Consider the following 14,867-nt stretch of genomic DNA (forward strand, 5'->3'; position numbering starts at 1 on the left):
ATCGGGCTTCGCTTGCGCAAGCGGCCCTGGCGACTGTTCGGGTTCGATGGAACGGCGGGCGAGGACCCAAGCTCTCCCACGGGCTTGCTGTCCCAAAGGTGCTTCGGTCTTTCGCCCGCTACCGCATCGTCCATTACACCTGCGAATGCGGTGATAGGGAAGTTACAAAGGTGGCGGCAGGCGGATGAGAGGCGACGTCTTCGACAGTCGCTTCAGCTTCCGAGATGTTTTTCGCCGCGCTTTTTGGCAAGCGTGATCTGGCGTTGCCGCTGCCGGTAGCGCTCGCGGTCCTCGTCGGTGCGGACCTCGTGGCAATGAATACAGGACACGCCTTCCTCGTGGTGCGGGGAGGCGAGGTCGGCCGGGGTCAGCGGCTGGCGGCAGGCATGGCACAGCGTGTGCTCGCCCTCTTCAAGCCCGTGCGTGACCGACACGCGGTCATCGAAGACGAAGCAGGCGCCTTCCCACAGGCTTTCTTCCTGAGGCACTTCTTCGAGATACTTCAGGATGCCGCCCTTGAGATGGAAGACTTCGTCGAAGCCCTGCTCCTTCATGAAGGCGGTCGCCTTTTCGCAGCGGATGCCGCCGGTGCAGTACATGGCGATCTTCGGCTTGTTGTGCAGGCCGGCGTTGTTGCGCACCCAGTCGGGAAACTCGCGGAAGGTCTTGGTCTGCGGGTCGACCGCGCCCCTGAAGATGCCGATCGCCGTCTCGTAGTCGTTGCGCGTGTCGATGACGATCGTTTCGGGATCGGAGATCAGCGCATTCCAATCCTTCGCATCGACATAGGTGCCGACGATCTTGTTGGGGTCGATGTTGTCGACGCCCATGGTGACGATTTCCTTTTTCAGCCGCACCTTCATACGCAGGAACGGCATGGAGGAGGCACGGCTTTCCTTGTGCTCCAGGCCCGCGAATTCCGGCTGGGAGCGCAGATAGGCGAGCACCGTCGTGATGCCGGCATCGGTGCCGGCGATCGTGCCGTTGATACCCTCATGGGCGAGAAGCAGGGTTCCCTTGACACCGTTCTCGTCGCAAACGGCTTGCAGCGGTTCGCGGAATTCGGCGAAACGCGAGAAGGCGACGAAATGGTAGAGCGCTGCGACCATGAACTGGCCATGCGTCTCCGGGCGCGGGGTCGTTGAAATGTCGGTCATGGGCCGTGCAAATACAGCTTTCGCGCCGCAAGTGCAATCCGGACCTCCTGTGCAGGGCCATCTGTCGCGGCCAGCGGCCAGCGGCCAGCGGCTAGCGGCTGGCGTCGAGCCAGAGCAGCCGGATGGTCCGGCTCTCGTCATCCGGCGCATCGAGAAAGACGCTCGCTGCGCGGTCCAGCGCGTCCGAGCGCAGGCTGTCCTGCCGAGCGATGACGGCGGAGATCAGGTATGCCTGATCCTGGCTGTTGCCGGCGAGACTGGGATCCTCGTTGACGAGCGAGGTCATGACGTCGAGATCATTGAGGTGGCCGAGAACATCGACCAGTGCCTTGGCATCCAGGCGCTTCGGCTGCATCGCCGACGGCCATGCCTCGCGCATCAGAGCCAGGTGCATGCGATAATCCTGCGCGCGCTTGCGCAACTCGTGGAAAGAGGCGGCCTCGGTGCTCGCCTGGCAATCCTCGCGGGCGCGGGCAGCACGCTTCAACGTGCGCCGCCAGCCCTTTGCCAGCCGGTCGGCCGTCTTGCGGCGACGGTCGTCGAAGGAGACATGGCCGAGCGCTGCCATGGCCTGTTCGCAATTGACGATGGTCGCCGCGATCCTGTCCTCGATATCGGTCTCGCCAGCGGCGATCCGGTCGCGCCGCTCGATCAGTCGCGAGCAGACGTGGTCGAGGGCCTTCTCTTCGTCGTCGCTGCGGGCGCCTTGATGCAGATAGCGGGCATTCTCGACGAGCGCGGCGGCGTCCCTGACGGTCGAGAGACTGCGCGCCATGTCGCGAATGCGCGCATTTTCCTGTTTTTGAAACGGCGACGCATCGGAGGCGATCAGCCGGTAGAGCGCGCGCACGCGCTTGAAGCATTTGCGGGCGTCGTGGATAGCCTCGTGCACGCCGTCCGGGCGAAGCCGGAGGACTTCGATCGCCTGCTCGAATTGTTCGGCGCCCACACTCCTGAAATCGTCGGTGAAGGCCCGACCGGGCCTGAAGGCGTAGGTCATGCCCGCTCTTCCATAAGTCCGTCGGTGGCGAGCGACTGGTTGGAATAGCGCCGGTCGCCGGTGATCTCCCGTCCGAGCCAATCGGGCAGCGCCGGCAGATCGGTTTCCCGCTTCATCTCGACCTCGGCGACGACGAGCCCTTCAAGCGCGCCTTCGTAGACGTCGACCTCCCAGGTGAAGCCCTTGTGCGGCACGCGGTAGCGCCGCTTCTCGATGACTACCCCCACCGCCTGGGTCAGCATTTCCCTGGCGTCGTCCATCGGCAGGTCATACTCGTATTCGTTGCGAACGAGCGCCGACTTGCCGATCTTGATCGTCAGCCTCGCCCATTTGTTGCCGTGGATCCGCACACGCACGGACCGGTCGTCCATGGTGACGACATAGGCCTGGCGGAGCTGGGTGCCCTTATCGGCCTGCTCCCGCCATCCGCTGGATGCCACCAGGAACTTGCGCTCTATCTCCTTCGCCATGGGTATCCCGCATTTCGAGAGGGTCGATCGTCATCAAACTATCGTTTTGCGGGCAAGGCTCAAGTATCTCTTTGTTGTCGATGTTATTTTCTTTTTTGCTTATGTACGAACGGCGTACGTGCTCTGCGTTCGGCCTCGACAAGCGACGGCAGGCGGAGTATGCGGAACGCATATTCAATCGTTTTAAAAGGACGATCTGCATGAGTGCGAAAACCGACAAGCTTCTTTCCATCCTCAAACTGCAGCCGGTCGTGCCGGTTCTGGTGATCGACGATGTGGCGACCGCCGTGCCGCTGGCGCGGGCACTTGTCGCCGGTGGACTGAAAGCGATCGAGATCACGTTGCGTACGCCCGCCGCCCTCGAAGCGATCAGTGCCGTCGCCAACGAGGTCGAGGGCGCGGTTGCCGGCGCCGGCACCATCCTCAATGCCGCCCAGTTCGAGGCAGCGATCGAGGCCGGTTCGCAGTTCATCGTCAGCCCCGGTACGACGCAGGAGCTGATCGACGTTGCCAAAGACCATGACGCCCCGCTTTTGCCGGGCGCTGCGACCGCGAGCGAAGTCATGGGCCTGCGCGAAGAAGGCTACGACGTCATGAAGTTCTTCCCGGCCGAGCAGGCCGGCGGCGCTGCCTACCTCAAGTCGCTGTCGTCGCCGCTTGCTGGCACCTTCTTCTGCCCGACCGGCGGCATCTCGCTTTCGAATGCGCGCGACTACCTGTCGCTGCCGAACGTCGTCTGCGTCGGCGGCTCGTGGGTAGCGCCGAAGGATCTGGTGGCAAAGGGCGACTGGGCAGGCATCACCAAGCTCGCGGCCGAAGCCTTTGCGCTCAAGGGCTGAGGCCTGCCCGATCGCGTGAGAATTCGAAGGCCGGGCGTCAGTCCGGCCTTTTTCGTGTGCCCGGCCCTTTTCGTGTGCAACGCGAATTTGTATTTCCGTTGCAACGTTCCTATGTCTCAATCGGTTTGATGGAGCGGGTGCAGGCGGCGCCCTGTTCCGCACGTTTTCATCCGCCTGGAACCGACAAGGAGCGAAACCCCATGTTCGACGCGAAGAAATTGCTGGACCAGTTTCTCGGATCGCAGGTCCCGGGAGCGGGCGGCTCGGTGCGCGACCGCGCCGGCCAGGTAACGCAGCTCGCCAAGGACAACCCGCTTGCGACAGGCGCGATCGCTGCGGTTCTGCTCGGCACCAAATCGGGTAGGCAGTTTGCCGGCAATGCGGCCGTGCTCGGGGGGCTCGCGGCCATCGCCGGCCTCGGTTACCAGGCCTACAAGAACTATCAGTCGGGCAACGCCCCGGTCACCGATCCCGCCGCCCAGAAACAGCCGGAGCTGCTGCCGCCGCCGGCCGATTCCGGATTTGCCGCCGAGCCGGAAAAAATCAGCAACGACTTCGCGCTTGTGCTCGTGCGCGCCATGATCGCCGCCTCTCGCGCGGATGGTCATATCGACGAGGTCGAGCGTCGCCATATCATGGACAAGCTCTCGGTGTCCGGCCTGTCGGCCGATGCGTCGGCGTTCCTTGAGGGCGAGCTTGCCAATCCGGTCGATATCGACGCCATCGTCGGTGCCGCGAAGACGGAAGAAGAGCGCGTCGAGGTCTACACCGCATCGCGCCTGGCGATCGAGCCGGAAAGCCGCGCCGAGCGGGGCTATCTCGATCTGCTCGCCGGTCGTCTCGGCCTTCCCGATGCGCTCGTCGATCATATCGAGGCGACGGTGTCGTCGGCCAAGGTCCCGGCGTGATCACATCGCTCATGGATTGATCACCAGTTTGAATTTGTGTCGGCTGCCACTCTGCCCTATGCGAAAGACTATAGCGCCGCGCGTCGTATCAGACGCGCAAAGGTCGCTATAGCACTTTGAATTGCTGCAGCAGGAGAGGTGGCCGATGCGTGATCTGAGCAACTGGAAGGGATGTCCCGCGCCGAAGCCGGTGGCGATCGAGGGGCGCTACATCAGGCTCGAACCCTATGACCGCGCCAAGCACCGGCAGGACCTGTGGGACGGGCTCGGCGGCATGGGCATCAACCCGCTGCTGAAGTATTTCGCGCAGGCTGATTTCGGCGGCATCGACGATTTCGATGCCTGGCTGACCGCCGCCCAGGAAAAATCCGGCTGGGTCACCGAAGTGTTTCGCGACAAGGCGAGCGGCAAGGTCGTCGGCATGGCGAACTATATGCGTGCCGACCCGGCGAACGGCGTCGTCGAGGTCGGGTCCGTTGCGCACGGCGCGGCGATGGCCCGCTCGCCGCTGTCGACCGAGGCGCATTACCTCATGGCCAAGCACGTGTTCGAGGACCTCGGCTATCGCCGCTACGAGTGGAAATGCAACAGCGAGAATGAGGCGAGCCGGACGACCGCCGTGCGTCTCGGTTTCAGTTTCGAAGGCATTTTCCGCCAGCATATGATATCCAAGGGTGGCAATCGCGACACGGCCTGGTTTTCGATGATCGACAGCGAATGGCCGCTGCTCAATGCCGCATTCGAAAACTGGCTGTCGCCTGATAATTTCGATGCCGACGGTCGCCAGAAGCGGCGGCTGGAAGATATTCGCGCGGACCTCGCGCCAAAGGAGTGAGCGTGAACGCGCCCGAGAAGAGCAGAGAAAACCAAGCGAACAAGGAAAAATCGCCGGCGATCGCCGCGGCGGTCATTCTGGCCGTTGTCGGCGTCGGCTTCTTCGTGTTGCCGTCGATCATGCTGAGGCTTGGCGATATCTCGGTGTGGCTGGCCGGCGCCTTCGGCGTGTTCTTCGTTCTCTGCTTCTTCCTGATCTTCTGGCTGCGGGCGCGGCATCAGCGCAAGCGCGGGCTGTGATCTAAGGTCGGGGACCGAGGTGCAGGGCGTTGCCTCGGAAGACCCGTCCACTGTGTGCCTGGCTCAAGAGCGTTTTTTCGTTCGGACACGCGTGAAGCCGATTTGATCGGGCGTCAATTCCGGCTCGTCTTCGAGGCGGTAGCCGAATGAATACCACGCGTCAGAGACATTCCGGGCGTCGGAAGGCGGTACCCAGTAGTGATCGACGACCCAGAACGAGTAGCCGCCTTTAACGTCGGTCGCCGCAATCCCGTGCGTTTCGGAAAGCCAGAGCCTGAAGGCGGCGGTTTCACCGGACCAGATGTATTTGATGGCCCAGCCGTCCCTTGCAAGTTTGGCGGCGATTTCCTCAAACTCAAGCGTGTCGAAGTTCATCTACCGTGTCCGTGTGGCGGCTCCGCGCGAGACGTAAATTGACCTCCCCTGGGTGGGGAAAGGGTTCGGGCTTGCGGAAGCGGCGCACGTCCTGGCGAACACATAACTGCCTTACCCCTGCAGCGCGGCGCCCAGCAAGACCAATCCGAGGATCAGAACGAGCAGCGCGCCGGCGATCTCGATGCCGTTCGCGATGCGGGTGGCCGAGGCGGCGCTTGAGGCGTAGCGCACGGCAAAACCCTTTGCCGTGACGGCCAGGGTCGCCAGGATCGATACCGTGATTGCCGTGCCGATCGACATGGCGAAGACCGACAGGATGCCGCCGAGATAAAGGCCGTTGAGCAGGGCGAAGGACAATACGATCAGCGCGCCCGAGCAGGGGCGCAGGCCGACGGCGACGATCGCCGACCAGGCCTCGCTGATGGCGAAGCGATCCCCCTTGAGCATCGACGGATCCGGCGCATGCGCATGGCCGCAGGTGGAGCAGACTTCGCCGGCGCCGTGGCTATGATCGTGGTGATGGTGCGTGTGGTCATGGCGATGGTGGGCGTGATCGTGATGGTCATGCTCGAGATGAACATGCCCGCCGCCAGCCGCTGCCATGACGACCGCTGGGCGCATCATCGAGCGCAGCTTGCGAAACAGAAGCCAGCCGCCAAAGGCGGCGATCAGCGCGTAGCTGGCAATTTCCAGCGAGCGGGTCGCGTCGGTCATGCTGATCGAGGAGCCGCGCAACAGCAGATAAACCGCGCCGACGAGCAGGATGGCGACGACCCCCTGCAGGATCGACGACATGAAGGAGAGCAGCACGCCGCGCTTCAGCTCGGTCTCGTTGGCGATCATGTAGGAGGAGATGACCGCCTTGCCGTGGCCGGGGCCGGCGGCATGGAAGACGCCATAGGTGAAGGAAAGGCCGATCAGCGACCAGAGCTGCCACGGGTTTTCGCGCATGCCCTTCAGCGCACCGGTCAGCGTGCGGTAGAAGCCCTGTTGTTCCGAGTTCACCCAGGCAAAGAAACCGCCGAGGAAGCCGGTCGTCTGAAAGGACGGTTCGGCGGTGCCGATGCCGAGCGGCGATTGTGCCGCGGCAAGGCCGGCCGTGGGGGCGGTCAACACAAGCGTGGCGGCAATCAGGCGGCCGATCCTGCGGGTGTTCAGCATGTGATCTCTATCCTGGTTGCAAAGAGCTTCGACATGTCGGTGCCGGTCGGGTCGCTCCAGAAGGCATCGGTCAGCGTGTCCTTGTTTTCAGCAAGGACTTCGTCAGGATCAGGGCGGACGACCTTGTGCTCGCAGGCGGCGATCTTGTCGCCGACCACGGTCAGGTCGTCGTCGGTCGGGAAATCCATGGCCGTGTACATGGTCGGGTCATAGACGCCGAAGGAGAGCTTGCCCTTGAGCGGCATCGGCTCGGCCGGCCTGACCGCGAACATCATCAGCAACTGGCCGTCCTTGTAGTCGACGGTGATATGCTCGGGCTTGTTGACCTTGATGGATTTGCCGTTTTCGAGCGCCGTCGTGTAGTAATTGTACTCCGACAGCGACTCCAGCACCGTCTGGCCGACTTCGGCCAGTTCGTCCGGATCGAGCGTGGCGTTCGAATTCTTGTCGAAGTCGAGAACGACACTTGCGGAAAACAGCTCGTCGAAACGCCAGACATTCCTCAGCTCGCTGACCTCGCCCTTGTCGTCGGAAGCCACTTCCAGGCGGGCCTCGGCGAAGATGTGCGGATGGGCGAAGACCAGCGTCGGCGCAAGCAGGGTGGCAAGGCCGGCCATGACGAGGCGCTTTATTCTCATGAAACGGCAATCCTTTTGGTCAGGGCGTGACAGCGCCTTCGAATCGTTCCGCAATGTACTGGAAATGGGACGGATTTGGGACCTTGCCGCGTTACCGCGGCTTGCGGAACCAGGCATGCAGGTAGTCGACGAGGGTGCGCACCTTGGCCGGCAGGTAGCGGCGGTGCGGATAGATCGCGTAGATGCCGCGGTCCCTGGGCAGGAAATCGTCAAAGAGCGTGACGAGTTCGCCGGTGGCGAGCTTGGGGCGGGCGATGAAGTCGGGAACCAGTGCCACGCCGATGCCGGAGACGGCGGCGCGCACGGAGGCGAGCGGGCTGTTGACCTCGATCGGGCCGCTGACGGGAACGGTGAAGGAGGAGCCGTCGGGTTCGATGAAGCGCCAGTTGGAATAGGATCTGCCATTGGTGTCGAGAATGCAGGGGAGCTTCGAAAGGTCGGTTGGGTGGGCGATCGGCCCGACCTTCTCCAGGAAATCCGGAGCGGCACAGATCAGGACCTGGAAATCGTCGAGCTTGCGGGCGATCAGCGTCGAATCCTCCAGCCGCGTGATGCGGATGGCGACATCGAAGCCCTCTTCAACGAGATCGACGAAACGGTCGTCGGAAACGATCTCCAGCGACAGCTCCGGATGCTGCTTGCCGAAATCCATCAGCGACTGGCCGATCTCGGCATCGACGAAGGTGCGGGGCGCGGTAATCCGCAGGCGGCCCTTGAGATCGGAATTGTTGGCGCGCACGAGATCGGCGAGATTGTCGATCTCCTTCAGGATTTCCGACGCGGTTCGGTAATAGGTGTGGCCGGCTTCCGTCAGCGAGAATTGCCGGGTGGTGCGGTTGAGCAAAAGCGCACCGAGTTCGTCCTCGAGCTCGCGCACGTATTTCGACAGCAGCGCCTTCGACTTGCCGACGCGGCGGGCAGCGGCCGAAAACCCTTCGGCGTCCACGACATCGATGAAGGCGCGGATGCGGGTGAGCGTGTCCATGGGCCGGTCTTTCTCTCGTCTTTTCTGGTCGCGGGAGCATTGATTCGCCGCGAATGCTTCTTTCACGTTTCTCTGTTCGACGGCTGTCTTTCCGGCCGGTTTCATCCGCTGCCGGGATTTTGACGACCGGATAGGCCAGGCGTCGAAATAAATCCAGATCTTTCAATCGCTTGCGGCGGTCGTCGTATCGGTGTCGATTGTTCAGTAAACGTGAACGCTGACAGTGTTGCCGGTCTCAAAAAAAATTCAACAGCCGACGCGAAAAAACTCTTGATTACGACAAGGTTTTTTCTTACCTACGCCCTTGCCCAAAGTCGCACGTGCCTGTGGGTGTCCGCCGACCCTCGATTAGGTGAGGGTATCGGTAAGGTACCTGGAACTAACCCCTCCAGTCGCTATTCCGGCCAACCGGGAAATGCGAGGACATCTTGAAGCAACGACGGTGCGGGCCTTTCTGGTGTCTGCCGGCTCTCCAACAGCCGGGGTTACTGAAGAGGCACACCTTCATTGCCGGAAGTGCGGTTGGGTTATCCCCTCCAATCCATGGCAGACAAAGCCGAATTGAAGCCTAGGCGGGCTTCGGTTCACCGTTCGCGCATCGAGCGCATGCTTGGTTCCGGGGTCTCCACCGGCTGGTTCCAGAGCATTCGCGCGTATGCCCTTTGTCCTTCGCGAAAGCGGAGCATTTTGGATCAGGGGAATAAGGCCATGACCACGGCACGCATCATCGACTTCATCAACACCCGACGACCCGAAGGCCCGTGCCTCGTTGTCGATCTCGACGTCGTGCGCAACAATTTCAAGGCCTTCCGCCACGCGCTGCCCGACAGCTCGATCTATTACGCCGTCAAGGCAAACCCGGCGCCGGAAATCCTGCGCCTGCTCGCCGGCATGGGCTCCTCCTTCGATTGCGCGTCCGTCGCCGAAATCGAAATGGCGCTCGACGCCGGTGCGACCGCGCAGCGCATTTCCTACGGCAACACCATCAAGAAGGAGCGCGACATTGCCCGCGCTCATGCGCTTGGGATCAACCTGTTCGCGGTCGACAGTCATGAGGAAGTCGAGAAGATTGCGCGTGCCGCCCCCGGCGCCCGCGTGTTCTGCCGCGTCCTGACCGATGGCGAAGGCGCCGAATGGCCGCTGTCGCGCAAGTTCGGCTGCGTCCCGCAGATGGCCGTCGACGTGCTCGTCTACGCCCATCAGCATGGCCTCGTTTCCTACGGCGTCTCGTTCCATGTCGGTTCGCAGATGACGAAGCTCGACGCCTGGGATTCGGCCCTTGCCGATGCCAAGCGCGTCTTCGTGCAGCTGGCCAAGCAGGGCATCGAGCTCAAGATGGTCAACATGGGTGGTGGCTTCCCGACGAAGTACCTGAAGGACGTGCCGACGGCTGAAGCCTACGGTCAGGCGATCTTCGGCGCGCTGAAGAAGCACTTCGGCAACCACATCCCGGAAACGATCATCGAGCCGGGCCGCGGCATGGTCGGCAATGCCGGCGTGATCAAGGCGGAAGTCGTTCTCGTCTCGAAGAAATCGGACAACGACGCCCACCGCTGGGTGTTCCTCGACATCGGCAAGTTCGGCGGTCTCGCCGAAACCATGGACGAGGCGATCCGCTACCCGATCCGCACGGCCCGTGACGGCGACGAAATGGAGCCCTGCGTGCTCGCCGGCCCGACCTGCGATTCGGCAGACGTGCTCTATGAGAAGAACATGTATCCGCTGCCGATCACGCTCTCGATCGGCGACGAGGTTCTGATCGAAGGCACCGGCGCCTACACGACGACGTACTCGGCCGTCGCCTTCAACGGCTTCGAGCCCTTGAAGTCCTACGTGATCTGATCCGGTCTGCTCCCGTCTTCGGGCGGGAGCGCCACTTCACAATTTTTTCTAGATGCCGCCTGAAGCGGTTTTGATGACGGGAGGCCCGAATGGCCGCTGTTGTTGATGCCCTGCGCGCGTTTTTCGCGCCGTCCACATTCGTTATCGATAGCGAAAACCCGGGTGACGTCGTTGCCCGCGAGAACCTGCTCGACCGGGCAATGGGTCCGGAGCGGCGCCGCAAGTCGTCGGAAAAGCTGCGGAATGGCCGCGTGCCGGCCGAAGGCCTCGCCTTCGTCGCCCGCGATCTCGATGGCCACGTCATCGGCAGCGTTCGCCTGTGGAACGTCGAGGCGGGCGTCAATCGCGAAGGTCACAGCATTCCGGCGCTGTTGCTCGGTCCGCTTGCAGTCGACCCTGCCCATGAAGGCAAGGGCATCGGCGGCATGCTGATGCGTGCGGCCATCGAGGAGGCCAAGAACCGCGGCCACGGCGCGATCCTGCTCGTCGGCGATGCCACCTATTACGAGCGTTTCGGCTTCTTCGCCACCCACACGCAGCATCTGGTCATGCCCGGCCCGTTCGAGCGCAACCGCTTCCTCGCGCTCGAACTTCGGGACGCCTGGCTGGAAGGCGCTGCCGGCCTGATCGTTGCCAGCGGCCGCAAGCTGGCGCTGCCCCCGGTCAAGCGCGCCGCCTGATCCCTTTCCGCCTCCAACCCTGCGGAGGCGGATTTTTCGCTGCTCCCCCGCCTGTCTCGTTCAATAGGTGGGGGAGCAGGGCATAACGCCCCATGCTCTTGAGATCACATCTCCGCGGCAGACGGCCGCGCGTCATAGCAGACGAAGGCAAGCTTGTTGCCGTCGGGGTCGCGCACATAGGCGGCGTAGAAACCCTCGCCATACTGCGGGCGAAAGCCCGGCTCGCCCTCGACACTCCCACCTTGTTCGATTGCCGTTGCAAACAGCCGGTCGATGACCGCAGCGCTTGGCGCGAGAAAAGCAGTCATGGCGCCATTGCCGACGCCGGCGGGATTTCCGTCGAAGGGATAGCCGGTGAAGAAACGCGGCGCGCGATCGTCATCCCTGCGTCCCCAGGATGCCACCTGTTCGTCGCACCAGCAGCGTTCCTGGCCGATCAGCGCCATCAGCGGATCGTAGAACCGTTCGGCGCGCTTGAGATCGGTCGTTCCGACCATCGTATATCCGATCATATCGTCTCCATTGCCTTTGCTGCGTGCCGCTCAAGCCCCGCCAAGAAAGGACCGGCCGCGCGGCGACAGCCGATAGCCGACCGTCAGGCTTTCCGTCAGTCCCATTTCCTTCAGCTTGCGGATGCGCGCCTTGAGCTTGAGCTTGTCCATGCCGACCTGTTCGGCAATCTCGGCGGCGGTGATGCCGTCGCGCGAACCGATCAGGCGGAGGGTCGGCTCGGCCCAGACCTTGTCGGCCGCCTCGTCGAACCGGCCGAGCCTGGCGGCGATCGCGGCCCGGTCGGCTTTCCCAAGCGTCGCGTCATCACGCAAGGCCAGGCGCGGATCGTCACCCGCACGGTGGAAGGCGACGCGGTAAAGCGTGCCTTCGGGGCGGCTATCGAGCTCGGCAAACAGCGCCTCGCGCGTCGGGTAGCCGGCGCGGCGTGCATCTTCCTTGCTGATGTCTTCGGGATCGATGACGTCGATCGTGCCGATCGACAATAGGCCGGCCGCCGTGCGCAGGTTGCCACCGGCCTTGACGGTCGGCCTCGTCCAGCGCCGGAAGGCCAGTGTTACGTCTCCTGTGGCAATCTGGTCGAGGATGACCTTGCGGAACAGCATGTCAGTTGGTGGCGCGGCGATAGAGGGCAAGCGAACCGGCAAGGGCGAGCAGGGCGCCGCCGCAGAGGCGATCGAGCCAAACGGCTCCGGAATGCTTGAGAAAGCGAGCGGCCTGCGAGCCGAGCAGGGCGTAGCCGAGCATGACGGCGAAGTCGACAAGGGCGAAGACGACGGCCAGCGCTGCATATTGCGGCGGCTGCGGCAAGGCGAGGTCGATGAGCTGCGGCAGGAAGGCCGAGAAGAAGAGATAGCCCTTCGGGTTGGTGACGGCGACCAGAAAGCTCTTCAGAAAGATCGCAGCGGTGGTGACGTCGGAGCTGTCCTTGTCGGCGGCGACATCGAGTGTTCCCTTCGACCGCAACAGCATGATCCCGAGAAAGGCGAGATAGGCGGCACCGAGCCATTTGACCACGGTAAACCAGAACTCGGAGGCGGCGAGCAGGGCGCCGAGGCCCAGCGCCACCGCGCCGATCAGCACAAAATCCGAGAGCACGGCGCCGACCATGCCGGCAAGTGCGCGCTTGATGCCGTAGCGCGAGCCGTTGGTGAGCGCCAACAGAACGGTCGGGCCGGGCGTGGCAATACCGATGAAAGCGACAAAGGCGAATGCGAGAATGGTGATTGCACTCATGATATCCTCCAGTGTGGCGCGGCAGGGGAAGTCGTCCCACACCTCAAGCTCCTGCGCAACAGGTGGCAGGGGCTGCATTTGACAGCTTCGGGCGCTTCCCCTATGGAGAGGGCAGGGCGAGGGCCCCTGCCGTCCGCGAGCGTCATGCTTTGGTGAAGCCCTTATTTTCAGACACGGTCAGCCGAAACGGCATGCGAACCGGTGGCAATGCGGGCTCCCATCCCTCAAAATGCATGCCGCAGCAGGAGACCCCGTCAATGCGCGGATCAAACACGCTACCATCGCTCGATGCCCTCAAGGACCAGGCCAAACGCCTGCGATCGCGGCTATCCTCAGAAGGCGAGGATATCAGCCACTCCCGTTCCCTCGAACTGATCGCCGCCCAATACGGCTACCGCGATTGGAATATCCTTCATGCTGCCGCCGGCAATCGGCCGCCGTTCAATCCCTGGATGCTCGGTTCGCGCGTCAAAGGTCTTTACCTCGGCCAGCCCTTCGAAGGCGAGATCCTTTCGGTGCAGGCGCTGACGGCCCAGCCCGGGCGCTACCGGTTGACGATGAAGTTCGACGAGCCGGTCGATGTCGTGACCTTCGAGAGCTTCTCTGCGTTTCGCCAGCGAGTGACGGCGACTGTGGACGAGACCGGGCGTACAATCGAGAAGACGTCCAACGGCCGTCGGCAATTGGAACTGGAATGGTGAGCAGCTCTTGCTGCGATTGCGCCTCGGCCATTGAGGTTGCCGCCTGCCGGCCATTTGTTGCTCAGCCTATGTCTCCGAAGCCGGGCGCTTCGGGGGCATAGCCATCGCATCTTTCCCGTCTGGACGGGGAGGAGGAACTTGTGGCGCGGTTTCGCCCGGCCAGTTGCTACGGCATCCTTTGACAGAGCGTGTGCCACGTCCCCTCGCCCCGCTTGCGGGGAGAGGGTTAGGGTGAGGGGCCGGTGCCAGCGTGCACCATAGGCGGGACGCAGCAGGGAGTGGACTTTATCCGGCGATATCGACGACGCCGCAGTCGCCCTCGGCCGAACCGAAGACGAGCTGGCGTCCATCCTTGCTCCAGGCCATGGCGGTGACCGCGCCCTTGCCGGGGCGGCGCAGCAGCACTTCCTTGCTGTCGGCGAAACGCGCGGCCAGGATCATGCCGTCCTGATAGCCGATGGCGACGATGTCTTCGGCCGGATGGCAGGAAACGGAGGTGACCATGATGTCGGCGCGGGTGCCGAGTTCCAGCGGCGCCTTGCCCATCGGCCCGTCCTTGCCCTGGAAGGGCCAGACGATGGCGGCTGGCGCGCCTGAGGAGGCGAGCCATTTGCCCTTGGCGGACCAGGAGAGCGACTTCACCTTGGCGGGATATCCGGTCATGCGCATGTGGCGCGCCTCGGCGCCGGGCTTGGCGTCGAGCTTCCAGCCATGCAGGGCGTTTTCCTGCATCGTGGTCACGAGGAAACGGCCGTCGGGGGAGAAGGTGACGCCGGTATGGGCACCCTTCCAGTCGAGATCGATCGGTTGGCCCGCGGTCGCGACCCAGTGCATCGACACGCCGTTGTAGCGGGCGGCGGCAACGCGCAGGCCCTTGGGCGCAAAGGCGACGCCCTCGACCGTGCGCTCCTCGGCAAACTCCTTCGACGTGCCGTCGGCGAGCCGCACATGCGTGGTCTTGCCATAGGCATAGCCGACGGCACCTTGCGGGCCGGCGGCGATCTGGGTGATCCACTTGCGCGGCGCTTCAGCCACCAGCGTCGCCGTGCCGTCGGCGGCTGTGCGCATCACCTTGCCGTCCTCGCCGCCGGTCAAAAGCGTGTCGTTCGCCTCGTCGAGAACCAGAGACAGCAGGCCTTCATGGACTTCCGTCGTCTTGTGGCCATGGTCGAGACGGTGGATGGCGCCGGTGGCTTCGGCGAAGAAAGGTATGCCCTTGAGAAAGGCCACGCCAACGACGTGGCCTTCAAGATCGAGCGGAGCGACTGTCGGCATCAGATTGTTACGGTCC

18 protein-coding genes are annotated in these 14,867 nt (G+C 63.3%); 7 read left to right on the forward strand and 11 right to left on the reverse strand.

Annotation, left to right across the window (positions count from 1 at the left end; genetic code table 11):
* Positions 1-212: 212 nt before the first annotated feature.
* The 3 genes from AC244_RS14465 to AC244_RS14475 all read right to left on the reverse strand — a co-directional run bounded on the left by AC244_RS14465 (position 213) and on the right by AC244_RS14475 (position 2,627).
* Positions 213-1,157 carry a rhodanese-related sulfurtransferase gene (locus tag AC244_RS14465; RefSeq protein WP_053249533.1) on the reverse strand — a complete coding sequence of 315 codons (945 nt, stop codon included), beginning with the start codon at positions 1,155-1,157 and terminating at the stop codon, positions 213-215.
* Between the two features lie 91 nt (positions 1,158-1,248).
* Positions 1,249-2,157: a CHAD domain-containing protein gene (locus AC244_RS14470; RefSeq protein WP_053249534.1), complete on the reverse strand. Its 909-nt coding sequence runs from the start codon at positions 2,155-2,157 to the stop codon at positions 1,249-1,251.
* Entirely contained in the window at positions 2,154-2,627 is a 474-nt protein-coding gene (locus AC244_RS14475) for a CYTH domain-containing protein (RefSeq protein WP_053249535.1), read from the reverse strand. Before AC244_RS14475 ends, AC244_RS14470 begins: the two co-directional genes overlap by 4 nt.
* Before the next feature lie 200 nt (positions 2,628-2,827).
* Between AC244_RS14475 and AC244_RS14480 the strand changes: the two genes are divergently transcribed.
* The 4 genes from AC244_RS14480 (at position 2,828) to AC244_RS14495 (ending at position 5,448) form a co-directional block, all read left to right on the forward strand.
* The gene (locus AC244_RS14480; protein WP_053249536.1) at positions 2,828-3,466 is read left to right on the forward strand and encodes a 2-dehydro-3-deoxy-phosphogluconate aldolase; all 639 of its coding nucleotides are present in this window, start codon (positions 2,828-2,830) and stop codon (positions 3,464-3,466) included.
* 200 nt (positions 3,467-3,666) lie between these two features.
* A complete protein-coding gene (locus AC244_RS14485; RefSeq protein ID WP_053249537.1) occupies positions 3,667-4,374 on the forward strand; it encodes a tellurite resistance TerB family protein in 708 nt (235 codons plus the stop codon).
* Between the two features lie 145 nt (positions 4,375-4,519).
* A complete protein-coding gene (locus tag AC244_RS14490; protein ID WP_053249538.1) occupies positions 4,520-5,209 on the forward strand; it encodes a GNAT family N-acetyltransferase in 690 nt (229 codons plus the stop codon).
* A gap of 2 nt (positions 5,210-5,211) precedes the next feature.
* Positions 5,212-5,448 (forward strand): hypothetical protein, encoded by a 237-nt coding sequence (locus AC244_RS14495; RefSeq protein ID WP_053249539.1) that lies wholly within the window; start codon positions 5,212-5,214, stop codon positions 5,446-5,448.
* A gap of 63 nt (positions 5,449-5,511) precedes the next feature.
* On the opposite strand, the gene AC244_RS14500 is transcribed toward AC244_RS14495, so the two are convergent.
* From AC244_RS14500 to AC244_RS14515, 4 genes are all read right to left on the reverse strand, one after another.
* Positions 5,512-5,823, reverse strand: coding sequence for a hypothetical protein (locus AC244_RS14500; protein WP_053249540.1), 312 nt, complete (start codon positions 5,821-5,823; stop codon positions 5,512-5,514).
* Between the two features lie 111 nt (positions 5,824-5,934).
* Positions 5,935-6,984, reverse strand: coding sequence for a nickel/cobalt transporter (locus tag AC244_RS14505; RefSeq protein WP_053249541.1), 1,050 nt, complete (start codon positions 6,982-6,984; stop codon positions 5,935-5,937).
* Entirely contained in the window at positions 6,978-7,622 is a 645-nt protein-coding gene (locus AC244_RS14510) for a DUF1007 family protein (protein ID WP_053249677.1), read from the reverse strand. The genes AC244_RS14505 and AC244_RS14510 overlap by 7 nt, the downstream gene beginning before the upstream one ends.
* A 91-nt stretch (positions 7,623-7,713) precedes the next feature.
* Complete coding sequence (locus AC244_RS14515) at positions 7,714-8,607, reverse strand: LysR family transcriptional regulator (RefSeq protein WP_053249542.1); 894 nt, start codon at positions 8,605-8,607, stop codon at positions 7,714-7,716.
* A 708-nt stretch (positions 8,608-9,315) separates the two neighbouring features.
* On the opposite strand from AC244_RS14515, the gene odc2 reads away from it, so the two are divergent.
* Positions 9,316-10,449: an ornithine/lysine decarboxylase gene (odc2, locus tag AC244_RS14520; RefSeq protein ID WP_053249543.1), complete on the forward strand. Its 1,134-nt coding sequence runs from the start codon at positions 9,316-9,318 to the stop codon at positions 10,447-10,449.
* Positions 10,450-10,538: 89 nt separating this feature from the next.
* Complete coding sequence (locus AC244_RS14525) at positions 10,539-11,129, forward strand: GNAT family N-acetyltransferase (protein ID WP_053249544.1); 591 nt, start codon at positions 10,539-10,541, stop codon at positions 11,127-11,129.
* A gap of 104 nt (positions 11,130-11,233) precedes the next feature.
* Here the strand turns inward: AC244_RS14525 and AC244_RS14530 are convergent, their stop codons facing one another.
* The 3 genes from AC244_RS14530 to AC244_RS14540 are packed head-to-tail and all read right to left on the reverse strand — an operon-like array spanning position 11,234 to position 12,875.
* Positions 11,234-11,641 (reverse strand): VOC family protein, encoded by a 408-nt coding sequence (locus tag AC244_RS14530; protein WP_053249545.1) that lies wholly within the window; start codon positions 11,639-11,641, stop codon positions 11,234-11,236.
* 30 nt (positions 11,642-11,671) lie between these two features.
* Positions 11,672-12,244, reverse strand: coding sequence for a winged helix-turn-helix transcriptional regulator (locus AC244_RS14535; protein ID WP_053249546.1), 573 nt, complete (start codon positions 12,242-12,244; stop codon positions 11,672-11,674).
* A 1-nt stretch (position 12,245) separates the two neighbouring features.
* Positions 12,246-12,875 (reverse strand): LysE family translocator, encoded by a 630-nt coding sequence (locus AC244_RS14540; RefSeq protein ID WP_053249547.1) that lies wholly within the window; start codon positions 12,873-12,875, stop codon positions 12,246-12,248.
* Positions 12,876-13,132: 257 nt separating this feature from the next.
* On the opposite strand from AC244_RS14540, the gene AC244_RS14545 reads away from it, so the two are divergent.
* Positions 13,133-13,576 (forward strand): glyoxalase superfamily protein, encoded by a 444-nt coding sequence (locus AC244_RS14545; RefSeq protein WP_053249548.1) that lies wholly within the window; start codon positions 13,133-13,135, stop codon positions 13,574-13,576.
* Positions 13,577-13,861: 285 nt separating this feature from the next.
* Here the strand turns inward: AC244_RS14545 and AC244_RS14550 are convergent, their stop codons facing one another.
* Positions 13,862-14,851 (reverse strand): WD40 repeat domain-containing protein, encoded by a 990-nt coding sequence (locus tag AC244_RS14550; protein ID WP_053249549.1) that lies wholly within the window; start codon positions 14,849-14,851, stop codon positions 13,862-13,864.
* Between the last annotated feature and the right edge of the window lie 16 nt (positions 14,852-14,867).

The organism is Ensifer adhaerens (assembly GCF_001270265.1).
Lineage (GTDB): Bacteria > Pseudomonadota > Alphaproteobacteria > Rhizobiales > Rhizobiaceae > Ensifer > Ensifer adhaerens_B.

Bases quoted from the DNA above. Each gene is read 5' to 3' on its own strand.
- AC244_RS14540 (WP_053249547.1), bottom strand. From the start codon at position 12,875: ATGAGTGCAATCACCATTCTCGCATTCGCCTTTGTCGCTTTCATCGGT.
- AC244_RS14500 (WP_053249540.1), bottom strand. From the start codon at position 5,823: ATGAACTTCGACACGCTTGAGTTTGAGGAAATCGCCGCCAAACTTGCA.
- AC244_RS14545 (WP_053249548.1), top strand. From the start codon at position 13,133: ATGCGCGGATCAAACACGCTACCATCGCTCGATGCCCTCAAGGACCAG.
- AC244_RS14525 (WP_053249544.1), top strand. From the start codon at position 10,539: ATGGCCGCTGTTGTTGATGCCCTGCGCGCGTTTTTCGCGCCGTCCACA.
- AC244_RS14470 (WP_053249534.1), bottom strand. From the start codon at position 2,157: ATGACCTACGCCTTCAGGCCCGGTCGGGCCTTCACCGACGATTTCAGG.
- odc2 (WP_053249543.1), top strand. From the start codon at position 9,316: ATGACCACGGCACGCATCATCGACTTCATCAACACCCGACGACCCGAA.
- AC244_RS14475 (WP_053249535.1), bottom strand. From the start codon at position 2,627: ATGGCGAAGGAGATAGAGCGCAAGTTCCTGGTGGCATCCAGCGGATGG.
- AC244_RS14510 (WP_053249677.1), bottom strand. From the start codon at position 7,622: ATGAGAATAAAGCGCCTCGTCATGGCCGGCCTTGCCACCCTGCTTGCG.
- AC244_RS14490 (WP_053249538.1), top strand. From the start codon at position 4,520: ATGCGTGATCTGAGCAACTGGAAGGGATGTCCCGCGCCGAAGCCGGTG.
- AC244_RS14535 (WP_053249546.1), bottom strand. From the start codon at position 12,244: ATGCTGTTCCGCAAGGTCATCCTCGACCAGATTGCCACAGGAGACGTA.
- AC244_RS14550 (WP_053249549.1), bottom strand. From the start codon at position 14,851: ATGCCGACAGTCGCTCCGCTCGATCTTGAAGGCCACGTCGTTGGCGTG.
- AC244_RS14480 (WP_053249536.1), top strand. From the start codon at position 2,828: ATGAGTGCGAAAACCGACAAGCTTCTTTCCATCCTCAAACTGCAGCCG.
- AC244_RS14530 (WP_053249545.1), bottom strand. From the start codon at position 11,641: ATGATCGGATATACGATGGTCGGAACGACCGATCTCAAGCGCGCCGAA.
- AC244_RS14465 (WP_053249533.1), bottom strand. From the start codon at position 1,157: ATGACCGACATTTCAACGACCCCGCGCCCGGAGACGCATGGCCAGTTC.
- AC244_RS14505 (WP_053249541.1), bottom strand. From the start codon at position 6,984: ATGCTGAACACCCGCAGGATCGGCCGCCTGATTGCCGCCACGCTTGTG.
- AC244_RS14515 (WP_053249542.1), bottom strand. From the start codon at position 8,607: ATGGACACGCTCACCCGCATCCGCGCCTTCATCGATGTCGTGGACGCC.
- AC244_RS14485 (WP_053249537.1), top strand. From the start codon at position 3,667: ATGTTCGACGCGAAGAAATTGCTGGACCAGTTTCTCGGATCGCAGGTC.